General features: G+C 71.6%; 17 protein-coding genes. 12 read left to right on the plus strand and 5 right to left on the minus strand.

The window, feature by feature from the left end:
- Positions 1–60: 60 nt before the first annotated feature.
- The 5 genes from BLT82_RS14205 (at position 61) to BLT82_RS14225 (ending at position 4,689) form a co-directional block, all read left to right on the plus strand.
- Positions 61–474, plus strand: a complete 414-nt coding sequence (locus BLT82_RS14205) for a TlpA family protein disulfide reductase (protein ID WP_093654586.1) — start codon at positions 61–63, stop codon at positions 472–474.
- A gap of 252 nt (positions 475–726) precedes the next feature.
- A complete protein-coding gene (locus BLT82_RS14210) occupies positions 727–1,233 on the plus strand; it encodes a flavin reductase family protein (protein WP_093654588.1) in 507 nt (168 codons plus the stop codon).
- A gap of 189 nt (positions 1,234–1,422) precedes the next feature.
- Positions 1,423–2,208: an electron transfer flavoprotein subunit beta/FixA family protein gene (locus BLT82_RS14215; RefSeq protein WP_093654590.1), complete on the plus strand. Its 786-nt coding sequence runs from the start codon at positions 1,423–1,425 to the stop codon at positions 2,206–2,208.
- Between the two features lie 58 nt (positions 2,209–2,266).
- On the plus strand, positions 2,267–3,241 hold the full coding sequence (locus BLT82_RS14220; RefSeq protein WP_093654592.1) for an electron transfer flavoprotein subunit alpha/FixB family protein: 975 nt from the start codon (positions 2,267–2,269) through the stop codon (positions 3,239–3,241).
- 158 nt (positions 3,242–3,399) lie between these two features.
- Positions 3,400–4,689: a DUF6986 family protein gene (locus BLT82_RS14225; protein ID WP_093654769.1), complete on the plus strand. Its 1,290-nt coding sequence runs from the start codon at positions 3,400–3,402 to the stop codon at positions 4,687–4,689.
- A 394-nt stretch (positions 4,690–5,083) separates the two neighbouring features.
- On the opposite strand, the gene BLT82_RS14230 is transcribed toward BLT82_RS14225, so the two are convergent.
- Positions 5,084–6,067, minus strand: coding sequence for a LacI family DNA-binding transcriptional regulator (locus tag BLT82_RS14230; protein WP_208867900.1), 984 nt, complete (start codon positions 6,065–6,067; stop codon positions 5,084–5,086).
- Positions 6,068–6,297: 230 nt separating this feature from the next.
- Here BLT82_RS14230 and BLT82_RS14235 point away from each other — a divergent pair, with 230 nt between their 5' ends.
- Entirely contained in the window at positions 6,298–7,257 is a 960-nt protein-coding gene (locus BLT82_RS14235) for an ROK family protein (RefSeq protein ID WP_093654596.1), read from the plus strand.
- Between the two features lie 228 nt (positions 7,258–7,485).
- Here the strand turns inward: BLT82_RS14235 and BLT82_RS14240 are convergent, their stop codons facing one another.
- Positions 7,486–8,388, minus strand: a complete 903-nt coding sequence (locus BLT82_RS14240) for a DUF4394 domain-containing protein (RefSeq protein ID WP_093654598.1) — start codon at positions 8,386–8,388, stop codon at positions 7,486–7,488.
- Positions 8,389–8,859: 471 nt separating this feature from the next.
- On the opposite strand from BLT82_RS14240, the gene BLT82_RS14245 reads away from it, so the two are divergent.
- The 5 genes from BLT82_RS14245 (at position 8,860) to BLT82_RS14265 (ending at position 14,121) form a co-directional block, all read left to right on the plus strand.
- On the plus strand, positions 8,860–9,285 hold the full coding sequence (locus tag BLT82_RS14245) for a VOC family protein (RefSeq protein WP_093654600.1): 426 nt from the start codon (positions 8,860–8,862) through the stop codon (positions 9,283–9,285).
- A 429-nt stretch (positions 9,286–9,714) separates the two neighbouring features.
- Positions 9,715–11,064, plus strand: a complete 1,350-nt coding sequence (locus BLT82_RS14250) for an ABC transporter substrate-binding protein (protein WP_208867896.1) — start codon at positions 9,715–9,717, stop codon at positions 11,062–11,064.
- 40 nt (positions 11,065–11,104) lie between these two features.
- On the plus strand, positions 11,105–12,019 hold the full coding sequence (locus BLT82_RS14255; RefSeq protein WP_093654602.1) for a carbohydrate ABC transporter permease: 915 nt from the start codon (positions 11,105–11,107) through the stop codon (positions 12,017–12,019).
- Between the two features lie 53 nt (positions 12,020–12,072).
- Positions 12,073–12,978 carry a carbohydrate ABC transporter permease gene (locus BLT82_RS14260; RefSeq protein ID WP_093654773.1) on the plus strand — a complete coding sequence of 302 codons (906 nt, stop codon included), beginning with the start codon at positions 12,073–12,075 and terminating at the stop codon, positions 12,976–12,978.
- Between the two features lie 210 nt (positions 12,979–13,188).
- Entirely contained in the window at positions 13,189–14,121 is a 933-nt protein-coding gene (locus BLT82_RS14265; protein ID WP_093654604.1) for a peptidoglycan recognition protein family protein, read from the plus strand.
- A gap of 15 nt (positions 14,122–14,136) precedes the next feature.
- On the opposite strand, the gene BLT82_RS36335 is transcribed toward BLT82_RS14265, so the two are convergent.
- A complete protein-coding gene (locus BLT82_RS36335; protein WP_107490250.1) occupies positions 14,137–14,310 on the minus strand; it encodes a hypothetical protein in 174 nt (57 codons plus the stop codon).
- A gap of 153 nt (positions 14,311–14,463) precedes the next feature.
- Between BLT82_RS36335 and BLT82_RS14270 the strand changes: the two genes are divergently transcribed.
- Complete coding sequence (locus tag BLT82_RS14270) at positions 14,464–15,498, plus strand: NUDIX hydrolase (protein ID WP_093654606.1); 1,035 nt, start codon at positions 14,464–14,466, stop codon at positions 15,496–15,498.
- A 257-nt stretch (positions 15,499–15,755) separates the two neighbouring features.
- Here BLT82_RS14270 and BLT82_RS14275 read toward each other — a convergent pair whose 3' ends face one another.
- On the minus strand, positions 15,756–16,445 hold the full coding sequence (locus BLT82_RS14275; RefSeq protein ID WP_093654608.1) for an MBL fold metallo-hydrolase: 690 nt from the start codon (positions 16,443–16,445) through the stop codon (positions 15,756–15,758).
- A 133-nt stretch (positions 16,446–16,578) separates the two neighbouring features.
- Complete coding sequence (locus BLT82_RS14280; protein ID WP_093654610.1) at positions 16,579–17,943, minus strand: dipeptidase; 1,365 nt, start codon at positions 17,941–17,943, stop codon at positions 16,579–16,581.
- Between the last annotated feature and the right edge of the window lie 24 nt (positions 17,944–17,967).

Raw genomic sequence — 17,967 nt, forward strand, 5'->3', positions numbered from 1 at the left:
GGGGAACGCGGAGGCCGGGGGCGGGAATCATTGCGGTCCTGTGAACGCTGGAGGTAGTCGATGACCGGACTCGTGGTGTGCGTGGTCGTCCTCGCGGTGGCGGGGGCGTTCGGGCTGCTGCACCGGCGGACGAGCGGGAGGCTGAAGGTGCGCGGGCGGGACGAGGAGCGCCGGCTCGGCGCGGCCGAACTGGGCGCGGAGCTGGGGGAGAGGGCGACGCTCGTGCAGTTCTCCAGCGCCTTCTGCCAGCCCTGCCGGGCGACGCGGCGCACGCTCGCGGAGGTAGCGGACATGGTCGACGGGGTCGTCCACGTCGAGATCGACGCCGAGGACCGGCTCCCGCTCGTGCGCGACCTGGACATCCTGCGGACGCCCACGGTGCTGGTGCTCGACGCGCGGGGCCGGATCGTGCGGAGGGCGTCGGGGCAGCCGCGCAAGGCGGATGTCATCGCGGCCCTCGGCGAGGCCGTCTGACGGCGCACCCGTCGAGGGCGGTGGCCGGGTCGCGGCCCCGACGGACGGTGACGGCCGTGACACACCTCCCATCTGTCCGGGCCCACTTGACTGCACGCACCGGCAATCGTCAGTCTGACGATGTGCCAACAGAACTCCTTCCCATCGGCCGGAAGCAACACCGGAACGATCCGGCCCACGACGCGAGCGCTCGCTGTCCGGGTGTCTGAGCCGCGACGCCCCCGACCGATCCCCTCGCAGAAGGAACCCTCCATGGCGGCCACACCCGGCCTCGGCACAGCTCGACTGGCCTCCCCCGACCTGCTGCGCTCGGTCTTCCGCCGCCACGCCGCCGGAGTCGCGGTCGTCACCGCGCACGGTGACCGACCCGTCGGGTTCACCGCCACCTCGCTCAGCTCCGTCGCGGCCGAGCCCCCGCTGCTGTCGTTCGGGATCGGGACCGCGTCCTCCAGCTGGCAGGTCATCGCCGAGGCGGGGCACGTCGGGGTGCACATACTCTCCGAGGACCAGCGCGATCTGGCAGCCACCTTCGCCCGCAGGGGCGCCGACAGGTTCGCCCCGCCCACTCGATGGCGTACCGGACCCGAGGGCGTTCCGCTCCTGGACGGCGTGCTGGCGTGGCTGGTCTGCCGGGTGGTGGCCCGAGTTCCCGCGGGGGACCACCGAGTCGTGATCGCCGAGGCGGTCGCGGGCGACCCGGAGGGGAGCGGGCGCCCCTTGCTGTACCACCAAGGCCGCTTCAACGCGTTGAGGGACTGAGAGATCCCGGTTACACAGCGTTGGCAAGGTCACAGTTCCAAGCGCTTGCTCATGGGGTAAGCAGTGGGTGTACTGGCGAGTAATATTTCGTTCGGAGCGCCGGTCGCCCCGACCGGAAACCCCGCCTTCAGGCGCCTATGCTGCCTGCACAAGGCAGCTCAGTAATGACGATGCAGTAGGAGAGCCGGCGTGAGCTTGAGGATCGTTGTCTGTGTGAAGTACGTGCCCGACGCCACCGGCGACCGGCACTTCGCCGATGACCTGACCGTCGACCGCGACGATGTCGACGGCCTGCTGTCGGAGCTCGACGAGTACGCGGTCGAGCAGGCGCTGCAGATCGCCGAAGAGGCGGACGACGCCGAGATCACCGTGCTGACCGTCGGCCCGGAGGACGCCAAGGACGCGCTGCGCAAGGCGCTGTCCATGGGTGCGGACAAGGCCGTCCACGTCGAGGACGACGATCTGCACGGCACCGACGTGATGGGCACGTCGCTGGTCCTGGCCAAGGCGATCGAGAAGACCGGTTACGACCTGGTCGTCTGCGGCATGGCCTCGACGGACGGCACCATGGGTGTGCTCCCGGCCGTCCTGGCCGAGCGGCTCGGCGTTCCGCAGGTGACCCTGCTGTCGGAGGTCTCCGTCGAGGACGGCACCGTCAAGGGCCGCCGTGACGGCGACACCGCTTCGGAGCAGCTGGAGGCGTCCCTGCCGGCGGTCGTGTCCGTGACCGACCAGTCGGGCGAGGCCCGCTACCCGTCCTTCAAGGGCATCATGGCCGCGAAGAAGAAGCCGGTGGAGTCGCTGGACCTGTCCGACCTCGACATCGAGGCGGAGGAGGTCGGCCTGGAGGGTTCCTGGACCGCGGTGGACTCCGCGGCCGAGCGTCCGGCCCGCACCGCGGGCACGATCGTCAAGGACGAGGGCGAGGGCGGCAAGCAGCTCGCGGAGTACCTCGCGAGCCAGAAGTTCATCTGAGCTTCGGTCATCACCCCAACCGCCCCGCACACTTCGCAAGCAGGAGAGAAGAAGTCCCATGGCTGAAGTTCTCGTCTACGTCGACCACGTGGACGGCGCCGTCCGCAAGCCCACCCTGGAGCTGCTGACGCTGGCCCGCCGCATCGGCGAGCCGGTCGCCGTCGCGCTCGGCTCCGGCGCCGAGGCCACCGCCGCCACCCTCGCCGAGCACGGCGCGGTGAAGGTCCTCACCGCCGACGCGCCCGAGTTCGCCGACTACCTGGTCGTACCGAAGGTGGACGCGCTGCAGGCCGCGTACGAGGCCGTATCCGCCGGCGGCTCCCTGGCCGCGGTGCTGGTGCCGTCCTCCGCCGAGGGCAAGGAGATCGCGGCCCGTCTCGCGGTCCGCATCGGCTCCGGCATCATCACCGACGCCGTCGACCTGGAGGCGGGCGACGAGGGCCCGGTGGCAACGCAGTCCGCGTTCGCCGCCGCCTTCACCACCAAGTCCCGTGTCTCCAAGGGCACCCCGGTCATCACGGTGAAGCCGAACTCGGCGCCCGTGGAGGCCGCCCCGGCCGCCGGCGCCGTCGAGGCGCTGAACGTCACCTTCGGTGACAAGGCGACCGGCACCAAGGTCGTCTCCCGCACCCCGCGCGAGTCGACCGGCCGCCCCGAGCTGACCGAGGCCGCGATCGTGGTCTCCGGCGGCCGCGGCGTCAACGGCGCCGAGAACTTCTCGGTGATCGAGGCGCTCGCCGACTCGCTCGGCGCGGCCGTCGGCGCCTCCCGCGCCGCCGTGGACGCCGGCTGGTACCCGCACTCCAACCAGGTCGGCCAGACCGGCAAGAGCGTCTCCCCGCAGCTGTACATCGCCTCCGGCATCTCGGGCGCGATCCAGCACCGAGCCGGTATGCAGACGTCGAAGACGATCGTGGCGGTCAACAAGGACCCCGAGGCCCCGATCTTCGACCTGGTCGACTACGGCGTGGTCGGCGACCTGTTCGAGGTCGTCCCCCAGTTGACCGAGGAGGTCAAGGCCCGCAAGGGCTGAGTCCGGCAGGACACCCGTCCGGGGCCGCGCGGTGAACCCACCGCGCGGCCCCGCGGCGTTCCGGGAGACCATTGACGCAGGTCAGTCACCCGGATAGCTTCACCATACGGATTGTTGATTCCGTCAGACGGAATCATGGGAGTGTGGAGGGTGCCGAGATGGGTCAGCAGGAGAAGGTGTCGACGAGCCTCGCCGGCGCGGTCGCCGAGGACATCAGCGCCTCCCTCGCGCCGGTGGACGCCGAGCTCGCCCGCCGCTATCCGGGAGACCCCGGCACCCGCCAGCCCGTCCACACCGTCTACGTGCCCGGCGACGCCTTCGACGCCGGAACCATCCGCTCCTGGGGAGACCAGGCCCTCGCCGCGCTGGACGAACACGCACCGGACGCCGCGACCCTCGCCCGGGTGCTCGGACTTCCCGGCGACCTCGCGGAGCCCGTGTACACCCGTGTACGGGCGAAGCTGGAACGCGAGCCCGTCGAGGACCTCCGCGTCGACTTCGAGGACGGCTACCACGGCCGCGACGAGGACGCGGACGCGGCCCGCGCGGCCCGGCTGGTCTCCGAGGCGTACGCGGGGGGAACTGCCGCGCCGTACACGGGCATCCGCATGAAGTGCATGGAGGCTGCCGTCCGCGACCGCGGCATCCGCACCACCGACATCTTCCTGACCGGCCTGATGGAACACGGCGGCCTGCCCGGCGGCCTCGTCCTCACGCTGCCGAAGGTCACCTACCCCGAGCAGGTCACGGCCTTCGTCCGGCTCCTCGAAGCCTTCGAGAGGACCCATGGACTCGACGCGGGCCGGATCGGGTTCGAGATCCAGATCGAGACCAGCCAGGCCATTCTCGCGGCGGACGGCACCGCGACCGTCGCCCGCATGATCGACGCCGCCGAGGGCCGCGCCACCGGCCTCCACTACGGCACCTTCGACTACAGCGCCTGCCTCGGAGTCAGCGCCGCCCACCAGGCCAGCGACCATCCGGCCGCCGACCACGCCAAGGCGATCATGCAGGTCGCCGCCGCCGGCACCGGTGTCCGCGTCTCGGACGGCTCCACCAACGTGCTGCCGGTCGGCGGCACCGAACGCGTGCACGAAGCCTGGCGGCTGCACTACGGGCTGACACGACGCGCCCTGGCCCGCGCGTACTACCAGGGCTGGGACATGCACCCCGGCCACCTGCCGACCCGTTACGCCGCCGTGTTCGCGTTCTACCGCGAGGGCGTGGAGGCCGCGGCCGCGCGCCTTGCCGCGTACGTCGCCCGGACCGAGGGCGACATCATGGACGAGCCCGCCACCGCCAAGGCGCTCAGCGGCTATCTGCTGCGCGGACTGGACTGCGGCGCGCTCGACGACGCCGAGGTCGCGGGTCTCGCCGGCCTCACCAGGGCCGAACTCGACGCCTTCGCCCGGCCGCGGCGCGGCGACCTGACGGCCACGGCGCAGTAGCCGCCGAACCCGATCCGATTCACCGCCGCCCGCGGGCGGTTCGCGGCGCACGGCCGGCGGCCGTCCCGGCGGTGGGCTTCCGCCTTCCGGGGCGCCTCGGTCCCGGCCTGCGGGGTCGTCGGGGCCTCGGGCCGCCGCAGGCGTGACGGGTGACGTGGCGGGTGACGCGTGGCGGGCCCGCTGCCGGTGCGGGCCGGTCGGGGACTCTCTCGCCGGTGCCGGTGCCGGTGCCGGGTGCCGGGTGCCGGGGCCGAACGTGCCGGCCGCGTGTTCGTCCCGGCGACGACCGCGGGGCGGCTCTCCGGTACGACTCTTCCCGAGCGGGCGCGGCCGTCCCGGTCGAGGGCGTGGAGCCACGGCGGACCCACCGGGCGCGCCCGGGCCGGGCCGGCGGTCAGGCGCCGGGCGGAGGCACCTCTCCCGAGCCGCGGGCGAGCAGCTTCGTCGTCAGTTCCACCTGCGCCGGCGCCTCGGAGACCCCGTCCAGCCGGCGGAACAGCCGCTCGGCGGCCGTACGGCCGAGCGCGGCGGCGTCCTGTGCGATCACCGTGATGCCCAGCAGGTCGGCGAGCTCGATGTCGTCGAACCCGACGAGGGCGACCGGGACGTCCCGTCCCGCCAGCAGCCGCACCGCCGTCACCGTCACCCGGTTGTTGCCGGCGAACACGGCGGTGACCGGCTCGGGACCGGAGAGCATCTCCTCCGCGGCCGCCGTGACCCGCGCGGGGTCAGTCGAGCCCAGGGACACCCAGCGCTCGTCAACCGGCAGTCCGGCGTCCTCCATCGCAGCCCGGTAGCCCCGCAGCCGCTCCACGGCGGTGTGGATACGCGGCTGGTCGCCGATGAACCCGATCCTCCGGTGCCCGTGCGCGATCAGATGCGCGACGCCCTCCCGCGCGCCGCCGAAGCTGTCGGAGAGCACGACGTCCGCGTCGATCCGGCCCGCCGGACGGTCCACGAACACCGTCGCGACGCCCGCCTTGATCTCGGGCTCCAGATAGCGGTGGTCGTGACCGGCGGGGATCACGATCAGGCCGTCCACCCGTCGGGCGCACAGCGCGAGCACCAGCTCCTGCTCGCGGTCGGGGTCCTCCGCGCTGGAGCCGTTGATCAGCAGGGCGCCGTGCGCCCGGGCGACCTCCTCCACGGCGCGGCTCAGCGGCCCGTAGAACGGGTCGGCCAGATCCTCCAGGACCAGTCCGATCGAGGCGGTACGGCCCTTGCGCAGGACGCGCGCGCTGTCGTTGCGGCGGAACCCCAGCGCCTCGATGGCCTCCTGCACCCGGCGTTCGGTGTCCGGGGTGACCCCGGGCTCGCCGTTCACCACCCGCGAGACCGTCTTCAGCCCGACTCCGGCGCGCGCGGCCACGTCCTTCATGGTGGGCCGGTTGCCGTAGCGGGTGTCGGTGCGGCGGGCGAACTCGGCCACGATGCGCTGTCCTGTCGTCGTCGGGAGTGCCCGTCCGGGCACCTGGCGGATGTTGCGTGCGCACGCTTTGGGGCTGTGCGAGGCTGTGGCGTCGAGCATAGGCCCTGGACAACGTTGTCAGGGGAATGGAGACTGGTGGGAGAAGCCGCTGCTCCAGTCCCCCGGGAGATCGCACACCGATGCATAACGACCTCGTCGCCGCGCTCGACATCGGCGGCACCAAGATCGCCGGTGCGCTGGTGGACGGCAGCGGCAGGATCCTCGTACGCGCGCAGCGGCCGACCCCGGCGCGCGAGGACGGCGAGACGGTGATGCGCGCGGTCGCGTCGGTCCTCGGGGAGCTCTGCGCCTCGCCGTCCTGGCTGCACGTCACCGCGGTGGGCATCGGCAGCGCGGGGCCGGTGGACGCGCACGCCGGTACCGTCAGCCCGGTCAACGTCCCCGGCTGGCGGGGCTATCCGCTGGTGGACCGGGTGCGGGCGGCGACCGGCGGGCTGCCGGTGGAACTGGTCGGCGACGGAGTGGCCATGACCGCGGCCGAGCACTGGCAGGGGGCCGCCCGCGGATACGACGACGCCCTGTGCATGGTCGTGTCCACGGGAGTCGGCGGCGGGCTCGTGCTCGGCGGCAGGCTGCATCCGGGCCCGACCGGGAACGCGGGCCACATCGGCCACATCAGCGTGGACCTCGACGGCGACCTGTGCCCGTGCGGGGCGCGCGGCTGTGTGGAGCGGATCGCGAGCGGCCCGAACATCGCCCGCCGTGCCATCGAAGGGGGCTGGCGCCCCGGCCCCGACGGCGACGGCTCGGCGGCCGCCGTCGCCGCGGCCGCCGCGGCGGGTGATCGGGTCGCCATCGCCTCCTTCGAACGCGCCGCGCAGGCCCTTGCCGCCGGAATCGCCGCCACCGCCACGCTCGTCGAGATCCGCATCGCCGTGATCGGCGGGGGAGTGGCCGGTGCGGGCGAGGTCCTCTTCGCTCCCCTGCGCCGCGCGCTGCGCGACTACGCAACCCTGTCCTTCGTCCGGGACCTCGTCGTGGCGCCGGCGATGACGGGCACCGACGCGGGTCTCCTCGGCGCGGCCGCCGCGGTGTCACGCGGCCCGCGGGGCGAGGCCGCGGCGACGGCCGCGGGCTGAGAACCGGGCGCGCGCCGCCGGTGACGCCGCCGAACGGCGGCCCGCGGCCGGGCAGTTCGCCGCGCCCGCAGGCGACCCCCTCCGCCGGAGGCGAACCGCCGTGCCTCGACGGTGGGGTGACGTTCCCGGGCCGGGCGGGTGTGCGCGGGCCCGGCGGGCACACGGCGGTGCTGTGCCGGAGGAACGCTCCGGCACAGCACCTGCGTCACGCACCCGGGACCGGTCGGATCAGTTTCCGTTGCCGTTCCCCGGCTTGCCGTTGCCGGGACCGTCACCGTTGCCGGGACCGTCGTTGTCGTCGTCATCCTGCCCCTGGACCAGCGGCACCGCGATGTCGACCACCTGGACCGGGAACGCCTGGCCGACCCTCGTGGCCTCACCGGTCAGCAGGTTGACGCGGTAGAAGCCCGTGGTGCCGCCGATGGTCTGGAGCGACGCGAAGCCCTGGTTGGTGGCCTTGGCCGAGGAGTAGATGTCGAAACCGGCCGGAAGCGCGGCGTTAAGCCCCAGGTCGCCCGTGGGCTCGAGGACGCCGGTGTTCGGCGGGGACACGACACCGACCTGGTCGCCGTTCGTGTCGATGACGAACAGCGTGGTGTCCGTGGTCGGGTCCGCGTCGTTGTTGGTGTAGGCCGCGCCGGTCACCCCGAGGATCGTGAGGTCCGTGTCCGTCTCCGTGTCCCCGGTCTCGACGTTGTGGCGGAGGTTCTGCCCCGTGTTGCTGATGATCCGCAGCCGGTTGGCGGAAGCACTGAAGTCCACACCGAACTGGGTGCCTTCCAGAGCGACCTCCAGCCGGTGGAGGAGGGTGGCCGCCGCCGTCTCCGCATTGATGGTGTACACGCCACCGGCGTTGCCGATGCCGTACAGACGGCCGTCCTGCGCCCGGTAGTCGATGCCGACCAGCGTCGTGTCCTCCTGCAGTCCGGTGACCGCGCCGATCTCCTTGACGTCCTGCGGACGGTTGGCGCGGAACTGCACGAGCCTCTGGTCACTGGTCAGACCCGTAACGGTCAGACTGTTGCTGCCGCCGCCGTTCTCGTTGCCTCCATCGTCCATGGCGACGGCGGTTGCCGGCGCGGCCGTGGCGATCGAGGCCGCGAGGGCAAGGGCGATTACTGCTGCACGCATAAGGTCTCCGAGATCTCTTCGGACGCCCCCATCCGATGAGGCGTCAACACGCCGACGATAAGCATGTAAATCACCGGATAGCTCTCTGAATAGACCCATAAGGCGTCGTCCACTGCTCCGACCGAGGGAACGTGATCGTCGGCGTGTCGTGCCGGCGCCGGGCGTGTCGTGCTGCCGCCGGGCGCCGGCGAGGGCCGGGTCGGCGTGACTCCCCACGTCGGGGTCGGCCTGTGTGACGGTCGCGTGTGGCACCGAACGCCCGTGCGGTACTCGATGCTCCGACGGCGTGCGCCGCGAGTCCCCGGCTCGAACACCTGGTCGCGTGCTTGCGGCAGACGCCGTTCCCGGACGCCCGGCGGACCCGGGCATCGGGGCACCCACCTGTGACCGCACGGCCCGGCAGCGATCACCCCGTCAGGAAGCGGATTCCCGCGGGAGATGAGCGGCCGAGCCCCTTGCTATGGTGCGCCGATGCCATCGATCAAGCAGTTCCAAGTCACCTTCGACTGCGCGGAGCCCGAGCGGGTCGCTCGCTTCTGGTGCGAGGTGCTGGGGTACGTCGTGTCGCCGCCGAAGGGGTTCGCCACGTGGGACGAATTCGACCGCACGCGGCCTCCTGAGGACCAGGGGTCGTGGTTCGCCTGCAACGATCCTTCGGGCGTGGGCCCGCGCCTCTTCTTCCAGCGCGTCCCCGAAGGCAAGGTCGTCAAGAACCGGGTGCATCTCGACGTGCGGGTCGGCACCGGGCTCGTGGGAGCAGAGCGCCTGGCCGTGCTCGAGGCCGAATGCACGCGACTGGTCGCGCTCGGCGCGGTGCGCGTGGAGCTCCTGGCGGACGACTACGACGCCTGCATCGTGATGCAGGACATCGAGGGCAACGAGTTCTGTCTCGACTGAGCACTTTCCGAGACGGCGAGGCCGGGGGTCTCCACGCGGACCCGGACCCTGCGGGACAGGCGCTGTTCTCGGCTTCTCAAGCACGTGGCCGGCGGTGCGGCGATCGCCGCACCGAGTCGATTCCGCCGTGCCGGCCGCCGCCCCGTTCGGCGCTTCCCGCGCTCCGGCCGCTTCCCCGTTCCGCATCGAACGAACGTGACGCATCGTGGCACCCCTCCGTGCTCACACGGGGGCGGCGTCACCGGCGTACGCCCTGCCCGGTTGGCGCGCGTTTACGGTAGGGCTTGTTGGAGTCTGTTGGAAGAGAAGCCGTAACGGTTGACCGTTTGTGTGTCAAAACCCTTGACGGGGCCTTGCCTTGAGGGTGGGATCCAATCCTCGCGTTCGTTTGTGTTTGATATCGAGGTTGCGCCCTGGAAGGAGAACGACATGGCACCGTCATCGTTCGCAGGACCGTCCGAGCCGGGGAGCGTGGCGGGTCATCGGATCTCCCGCCGGAACGTGCTGCGGGGCGCGGCCGCCGGTGCGGGCGCGGTCACGCTGCCCGCTCTGCTCGCCGCCTGCGGCGGCGGACCCGGCGGCGACGGGAAGACCGTCACGATGGGCTCCAACGCCTCCGACCCGGTGCCGCGCAAGGCGTTCGCCGAAGCGTTCGGGGCGTACGGCAAGCAGTCCGCCGAAGGCCGCAAGGTCAAGGTCAACACCGTGGACCACAACACGTTCCAGGAGAACATCAACCGCTATCTGCAGGGTCAGCCGGACGACGTGTTCATGTGGTTCGCCGGCTACCGCATGCAGTTCTTCGCCAAGAAGGGCCTGCTGCACGACATATCCGACCTGTGGGCGGGCTACAAGGGCTTCTCGCAGGCCCTCGAGGACCAGTCGACGGGGGAGGACGGCAAGCAGTACCTCACGCCGTACTACTACTACCCGTGGGCGGTCTTCCACCGGAAGAGCCTCTTCCGGGAGCGCGGCTACCAGGCGCCCGGGACCCTCGACGAGTACGTCGCACTGGCCAAACGCATGCAGAAGGACAAGCTCGTCCCGATCGCCTTCTGCGACAAGGACGGCTGGCCGGCCATGGGCACCTTCGACTACATCAACATGCGGACCAACGGCTACGAGTTCCACAAGAACCTGATGGCCGGCGAGGAGGCCTGGAACAGCCGGCAGGTCAAGGAGGTCTTCGACACCTGGCGGCGGCTGCTCCCGTACTGCCAGCCCGACGCCAACGGCCGCACCTGGCAGGAGGCCGCGACCAGCCTCCAGAAGCGCCAGACCGGTATGGCCGTCTTCGGACTCCCGCACCCCGGCCAGCAGTTTCCCGAGAGCGAGCAGCAGGACCTCGACTTCTTCCCGTTCCCCGTCATCAACCCGGAACACGGGCAGGACGCGGTCGAGGCTCCCATCGACGGCTATCTGCTCGCGAAGAAGTCCCGGAACCTCAAGAACGACAAGACCATGGAGAGCGCCAAGGACCTGCTGAAGTGGCTCGCCACGGGTGAGGCAGAGGACATCTACCTGCGGCACGACCCCAACAACATCGCCGTCAGCAGCGAGGCGGACACCTCCGGGTACACGCCGCTGCAGCGCAAGGCCGTCGAACTCGTCTCCGGAGCGAAGCAGATCTCGCAGTTCCTGGACCGCGACACCCGCCCCGACTTCTCGTCCACCGTGATGATCCCGGCCATCCAGCGCTTCATCGGCGACCCGAAGGACGTGGACGGACTCGTCAACGACATCGAACGGCAGAAGAAGACGGTCTTCGCCTCCGGCTGACCGCGACACCCCCCACCGCACGCCCTGGGAGAACCGATTCGTGGCGCTCAACACCGCGCGGCGCACCGGACGGCGAGGCCCGCGGAGATTCACCCCGCGTGACCTCGCCGTCCTCGGCACGCTGCTGGGAATACCCCTCCTGCTCGACATCGTCGTCATCTGGGGGCCGACGCTCGCCTCCGTGGCGCTCTCGTTCACCAGCTGGGACGGCATCGGGGAAATCCGATGGGTCGGAACGGACAACTACGCCAACCTCTTCACCGGCTATCCGCCGTTCTGGCCGGCGGCCCGGCACAATCTGCTGTGGCTGGCGTTCCTCGGCCTGGTGGCCACGCCCTTCGGGCTGCTGCTGGCCGTCCTCGTCGACCGGGGCGTCCGATTCAGCCGCTTCTACCAGTCGACGTTCTACATGCCCGTCGTCCTGTCCCTGGCGGTCGTCGGCTTCATCGCCCAACTGGTCTTCTCCCGCGACCAGGGCGCCCTCAACGCCGTCCTCGGCGACACCGGCGACCCCACCGACTGGCTGGGCGACCCCGATCTGAACATCTGGATGGTCCTGCTGGCCGCTGCCTGGCGCCACACCGGCTACGTGATGATCCTCTACCTGGCGGGGCTGAAGGCCGTCGACCCGTCACTCAAGGAGGCCGCGGCCATCGACGGGGCCGGTGAGACCCAGACCTTCTTCCGGGTCGTCCTCCCGACCCTCCGGCCCGTCAACGTCATCGTCGGCGTCATCACCGTCATCGAGGCCCTGCGCGCCTTCGACATCGTGTACGCCGTCAACAAGGGCCGCAACGGACTGGAACTGCTCTCGGTGCTCGTCACCGACAACATCATCGGCGAGGCCGCGCGGATCGGCTTCGGCTCCGCGATCGCCGTCGTGCTGCTGACCGTCTCCCTGGGATTCGTCGTGACGTATCTCGTCCAGGAGATCCGAGGGGAGAAGACCCGTTGACCAAGCTGCGCCCGACGACCGCCGAAACCACGACCCCGGCCGTCGCGTCGGCCCTGCCCGCCGTTCCCACCGCCCCCGGCGGAGCGCGGCCGGCCGGGCGCCGCCCTCTCCGCCCGGGCCGGCTCGGCGTCCACGCCTTCCTGACCACCGTCTCCCTGGCCTTCCTGGCGCCACTCGCCCTCGCGGTGTACGCGTCGCTCCGGCCTTACGACGAGACGTCCGAGCACGGCTACTTCTCCTTGCCGCGGACGCTGTCCCTCGACTACTACCGGCAGGCCTTCACCGACTCCGGCATGACGAAGTACTTCGTCAACACGCTGATCATCGCCGTGCCGGGAGTCCTGGTGACGCTGTTCCTCGCGTCCTTCGTCGCCTTCGCCGTCGCCCGGCTGAAGCTGCGCGGCTCGATCCTGCTGCTGATGCTCTTCACCGCCGGCAACCTGCTCCCGCAACAGGTCATCGTCACCCCGCTGTACGTACTCTTCAACCGGATCCCGCTGCCCTACAGGATGTCCGAATCGATGACGATGTACGACTCCCACTGGGCCGTCGTCGTCGTCCAGGTCGGCTTCCAGATCGGCTTCTGCGTCTTCGTGCTCGCCAACTTCATGCGCACGCTGCCGCAGGAGATCCTGGAGGCCGCCGTCGTCGACGGCGCGGGCGTGTGGACCCGGTACTGGCGCATCACGCTGCCCCTGTGCCGTCCGGCGCTCGCGGCCCTCGGCACGCTCCAGTTCACCTGGATGTACAACGACTTCCTCTGGGCCCTCGTGTTCATCTCCGACGGCGACAAGCTGCCCGTCACCTCGGCCCTCAACAACCTCAGGGGCCAGTTCTTCACCGATTACAACCTGCTGGCCGCGGGTTCGGTGATCGTGGCCCTCCCGACGATCCTGGTCTTCCTGCTGCTGCAGCGCCACTTCATCGCCGGACTGACGCTCGGTTCGAGCAAGGGGTGAGGCCCCGGCCGCGGGTGAGCGCCCCGGGCCGGTGGGGCCATCGGCCCCGGATCGGCCCAGGGCCGCGGCCGGCGCGGGCGAAAGCCGGGGCCCTGGGGGCCACATGGGCACGGATGCTCCCCCTGCCACGCCGAAAAGCCGCCGCACGTGGTTTCCCGGGGCCCGGCCTGCGGCATCAGGATCATGGGCACGACAGAAGGGGGTGCGCGCATGGCCTGGTACCCGGGTGCCACCAAGTACGAGTTACAGCCCGAGTCGGACGGTCAGCCGGCCATCCGGCCGACCCAGTTCATCATGCACAGCATCGCGGCGCCGTGGACGGCACGGCGGATCTACGAGTACTGGCGGGACAGCTCGAGCTTGGAGTCGCACTTCGGTCTCGGTTACGAGGGAGACCTCGGTCAGTACATCGGCACCGAGACCCGGGCCGACGCCAACTACAAGGCGAACCTGCGCCCGGACGGCACCGGCGCGGTCAGCATCGAGACGGCGTCGAACCTGCAGCACACCGACCCTTGGACGGCGAAGCAGGTCGAGAGGCTGATCGCGCTCGGCGCCTGGCTGCACCAACGGCACGGCATACCGCTGCGGGTCTGCCGCTCGGCCTCCGACCCCGGCTACGGCTACCACCGTCTGCACGCCGACTGGGCGGTGTCCGGCACCGCATGCCCGGGCGACGCCCGGGTGCGCCAGTTCAGGAACGCGGTCTTTCCCGGAATCGTCGCCCGGGCCACCGGACAGAGCCCGCCCCAGGAGGAACCCGACATGCCGTCCATGCTCAATGAATCCAACACCGTCGACGTCGTGCTGCGGTCCGGCGTCTGGACGGGCCTGGCCTTCACGGACGCCGTCCTGCACTCGGGGCCCCGGCGCCATGCGACCGTGGTCCACCTGCTGTTCGCCGACAACACCCACAAGGAGGCGCGCATCGAGGGCCGGTTCTATCTGACCGACACCGCCGGCGGAAACCCCTCCGCGTATCTGACCGTCACCGGGAAGGGGCCCGGCGGCCACCAGTTCCAGTGCGCCGCGGACGTCCCCAAGGGCCGTCATCTGCGGTTCGAGGTCCGTGCGACCACACCGGACGGATCGTCGGTGCGGCTGCTCCACCGTGTCGTCTCGGGACCGTACTGGGCCCTGTGACCGCGGGCGGCGGGTTCAGCGGGACTCGGACCCCTGCCTCGGGATGACGACGAGGAACGCGTCCGTGTCCAGATCCATGACGACCTCCGCGGGGACGCCCTCGTCCCGCCGGGCCCGCGCGAACTCCTCGGCCGGCCAGCTCCCTCGCGGGCCACCTGCGGGAAACCTCTCCAGCACCGTTCGGAACACCTCGCACCCCCTCGCTCACTCCTGATCCCCAACGAAGCTCCGTCCGGATGTGTTACGCCCCGGTCCGCACGGGGGGCGCCACACATCCGGAGTGACGTTTCCGTGGCAGGGTGTTGCGGGCAGCCCACAGGGGGCTACGGAGGAGGGGGAACCGTGATCGTCTGGATCAACGGTGCGTTCAGCGCGGGCAAGACGACCACTGCGCGCGAGCTGATCGATCTGATCCCGAACAGCACGTTGTACGACCCCGAGGTGATCGGCGGAGCGATACGGGCCCTGTTGCCCCAGAAGCGTCTCGCCGAAGTGACGGACCACCAGGACCTGCCGATCTGGCGCCGGCTGGTCGTGGACACCGCGGCCGCGCTGCTGGCCGAGGTCGGCGGGGTGCTGGTGGTCCCGATGACCCTGCTGAGGCAGGAGTACCGCGACGAGATCTTCGGTGGTCTCGCAGCGCGCCGGATCCCGGTCCGGCATGTGCTCCTCCGCCCGGACGAAACGATCCTGCGGATGCGGATCGCCGCCCGCGAGGATCCGGGCGACCCGGGCGGACGCCCCGGGGAGGGCGACGCGTACGACCACATCGAGCGCTACCGCAGCGCCCTCGGCTGGCTGGGCACCGACGCCCATGTCGTCGACAACTCCGCCCTCACTCCGAGGGAGACCGCGGAGACGGTGGCCGGGGCCGTACGCTCCGGCGCGGCCGCGGTCAGCGACATCGTGCAGACGGCGGAACCGACGGCCGAGACGCTCGCCGCCGGGGTGCTGCTGTTCGACGAACGGGATCGGGTACTCCTCGTCGACCCCACCTACAAACCGGGCTGGGAGTTCCCCGGGGGTGTCGTGGAGGCGGGCGAGGCCCCGGCACGCGCGGGGATCCGGGAGGTCGCCGAGGAGATCGGCATCGAACTCGACGCCGTACCGCGGCTGCTCGTCGTCGACTGGGAGCCACCTCGCCCGCCCGGGTACGGGGGTCTCCGGCTGCTCTTCGACGGCGGTCGGCTCACCGGTGACGACGCCGCCGCGCGGGTGAGCCTGCCCGGTGCCGAGCTGCGGGGCTGGCGCTTCGCGTCGGAGGAGGAGGCCGCCGGGATGCTGCCCCCGGTGCGCTACGAGCGGCTGCGCTGGGCCCTGCGGGCCCGGGAACGCGGAACGGTGCTCAATCTCGAAGCCGGTGTGCCCGTCGGCTGAGGGAGCGGCGCGAGCGTCCGGCGTCGCGCCGGGCCGGCGGTCGGTCGGCGTACGCCCCCGGCGGCCGGCTCACCGCAGGCGTGCGCCCGCGGCCGGGCCCCGTGGCTCGTCCCGTGCCCCGCCTCGGTCCGGCTCGCGCCGGGGCCGTCCGCCGCGCCCGGCTCGTGGCGGGCCGCTCGCCGCAACGCGCCGGCCCGCCCTCGCCGCCCGGGGCACGCGGTGCGTGCCGCGCCGGCGTGCCGGCACGCCGCGTCGCTTCAGGGCGTCGCCCCGGCCGCGGCGCGCAGCGCGGCGGCCGCGTCCGCCGTGAGTGGATCGCCGTGCCCGAAGCACACCGTGGACGGCTCCAGGGACGCCGGCCGGCGCACCGACTCCAGCGTCCGCCTCCGGTCCACGTCGAAGACTCCCGGCATCACCCGGCCGACCCCCGCGACCGCGTCCCCGGTGAACAGCACGCCGTGGCGCGGCAGATGGACCGCGATCGAACCTTCGGTGTGGCCGGGGACGTGCACCACCCGGGCCCCGCCGCCGAACCCGAGCTCGTCGCCGTCCTCCAACTCGCGGTCGACGCGCACCGGCGGGGCCTCCGGGACCGTGAGGGCGTGCTCGTACAGGGGGAGTTCCCAGTCCAGCAGCACCGGTTCGGGCACGGGCGCCCGGCCGCCGATGATCGGTGCGTCCAGCCGGTGCGCCAGCACACGGGCGCCGAACCGGCCGGCGAGTTCCCCCGCCGCGCCGGTGTGGTCGCGGTGGCAGTGCGTGAGCACGATCCGGCGCAGCCGGTCCGGATCGGCACCCAGCGAGTGGACCGCCCGCTCGATGTCCGGGCCGGCGTGCGCGTCCCCGGCGTCGATCAGGGTGAGTTCGCCGCCGTCGCGCCAGAGGTGGGCCTGGCCGATACGGAAGCGGAACATGTGCAGCCGCGGCAGTACCTCGATGACGTCCATGCGGCGAACGTATGCGGCCGCCGCCGTCCGCCGCCCGCATCTGCGCTCTCCGCGAGCTTCGCCGAACGCGTGGGGCAGCGGGCGGCGCCCGGAGCAGCGGGGAGCGCCGGACCGGGGCGGCGGCCGGTCTCCGTCAGACCTGCCGGGAGCGCGCGTAGTTGACCAGGAAGTGCGCCTCGGCGACGGAGAGCCGTTCCAGTTCCTCGGGCGAGACGCTCTCGTTGACGGCGTGGATCTGGGCGTCCGGCTCGCTCAGCCCGATCAGCAGGATCTCCGCCGACGGGTAGAGCTCGGCGAGCGTGTTGCACAGCGGGATCGAACCGCCCATGCCGGCGGCCTGCATCTCCTGACCGGGGTAGGCGATCCGCATGGCGTCGGCCATCGCCGTGTACGCCGGGCTGTGCACATCGGCGAGGAACGGCTGGCCCTGGCCGACCTGTTCGATGCGCACCCGCGCGTTCCACGGCGTGTGCTTCTCGATGTGTGCGAACAGCAGCTTCGTCGCCTCGGCGGCGTCCGCGCCGGGCGGCACGCGCAGGCTGATCTGCGCGCGGGCGCTCGCCGGCACGGACGGGGTGGCACCGGCGACGGGGGAGCAGTCGATGCCGATCACCGTGACGGCCGGGCGTGCCCAGATCCGGTCGGCGACCGTGCCGTTGCCGATCAGGTCCACACCGTCCAGGACCTTCGCGTCCCTGCGGAAGTCGGCGTCCGGGTACTGCAGCCCCTCCCAGGCGGTGTCGGCGTCGAGCCCCTCGATCACCGTCGAGCCGTCCTCGGCGCGCAGCGAGTCCAGGACGCGGATCAGCGCCGCCAGTGCGTCGGGGGCGGCGCCACCGAACTGCCCGGAGTGCAGATTGCCCTCCAGGGTGTCGATCGTGACCCGGATCATCGTCATGCCGCGCAGCGTCGCGGTGACGGTGGGCAGGCCCACCCGGAAGTTGCCGGCGTCACCGATGACGATCGTGTCCGCGGCGAGCAGGTCCGGATGCGCCTCGGCGTACCGCTCGAGGCCGCCGGTTCCCTGCTCCTCGGAGCCCTCGACGATCACCTTGACCGAGACGGGCACGCCGCCGTTCGCCTTGAGGGCGCGCAGCGCGAGCAGGTGCAGGATGAAGCCGCCCTTGCAGTCGGCGGCGCCCCGTCCGTACCAGCGGCCGTCGCGCTCCGTCAGCTCGAACGGGGGCGACACCCACGCCGCCTCGTCGAGCTTCGGCTGCACGTCGTAGTGCGCGTACAGCAGCACCGTCGGTGCGCCCTCGGGGCCGGGCAGGAAGCCGTACACCGACTGCGAGCCGTCGGGGGTGTCGAGCAGGGCCACGTCCTGGAAACCCTCGGAGCGCAGCGCGTCCGCGACCCAGTTCGCGGCCGCCTCGCACTCGCTCCTGGGCGCGACCGCCGGGTCCGCCACCGATTCGAACGCCACCAGTTCCGCGAGCTCCGCCTTCGCGCGGGGCATCAGGGACGCGACGGTCTCGGCGATCGGATTCGCGGTCATGGGCACGCTCCTTGTGGGTGCGAC

Source organism: Streptomyces wuyuanensis (assembly GCF_900103455.1).
GTDB classification, from domain to species: Bacteria; Actinomycetota; Actinomycetes; order Streptomycetales; family Streptomycetaceae; genus Streptomyces; species Streptomyces wuyuanensis.

What these genes read in the sequence shown, in the direction of transcription:
- BLT82_RS14205 (WP_093654586.1), top strand. Translation starts at nt 61, where the DNA reads ATGACCGGACTCGTGGTGTGCGTGGTCGTCCTCGCGGTGGCGGGGGCG.
- BLT82_RS14210 (WP_093654588.1), top strand. Translation starts at nt 727, where the DNA reads ATGGCGGCCACACCCGGCCTCGGCACAGCTCGACTGGCCTCCCCCGAC.
- BLT82_RS14220 (WP_093654592.1), top strand. Translation starts at nt 2,267, where the DNA reads ATGGCTGAAGTTCTCGTCTACGTCGACCACGTGGACGGCGCCGTCCGC.
- BLT82_RS14225 (WP_093654769.1), top strand. Translation starts at nt 3,400, where the DNA reads ATGGGTCAGCAGGAGAAGGTGTCGACGAGCCTCGCCGGCGCGGTCGCC.
- BLT82_RS14230 (WP_208867900.1), bottom strand. Translation starts at nt 6,067, where the DNA reads ATGAAGGACGTGGCCGCGCGCGCCGGAGTCGGGCTGAAGACGGTCTCG.
- BLT82_RS14235 (WP_093654596.1), top strand. Translation starts at nt 6,298, where the DNA reads ATGCATAACGACCTCGTCGCCGCGCTCGACATCGGCGGCACCAAGATC.
- BLT82_RS14240 (WP_093654598.1), bottom strand. Translation starts at nt 8,388, where the DNA reads ATGCGTGCAGCAGTAATCGCCCTTGCCCTCGCGGCCTCGATCGCCACG.
- BLT82_RS14245 (WP_093654600.1), top strand. Translation starts at nt 8,860, where the DNA reads ATGCCATCGATCAAGCAGTTCCAAGTCACCTTCGACTGCGCGGAGCCC.
- BLT82_RS14250 (WP_208867896.1), top strand. Translation starts at nt 9,715, where the DNA reads ATGGCACCGTCATCGTTCGCAGGACCGTCCGAGCCGGGGAGCGTGGCG.
- BLT82_RS14265 (WP_093654604.1), top strand. Translation starts at nt 13,189, where the DNA reads ATGGCCTGGTACCCGGGTGCCACCAAGTACGAGTTACAGCCCGAGTCG.
- BLT82_RS14275 (WP_093654608.1), bottom strand. Translation starts at nt 16,445, where the DNA reads ATGGACGTCATCGAGGTACTGCCGCGGCTGCACATGTTCCGCTTCCGT.
- BLT82_RS14280 (WP_093654610.1), bottom strand. Translation starts at nt 17,943, where the DNA reads ATGACCGCGAATCCGATCGCCGAGACCGTCGCGTCCCTGATGCCCCGC.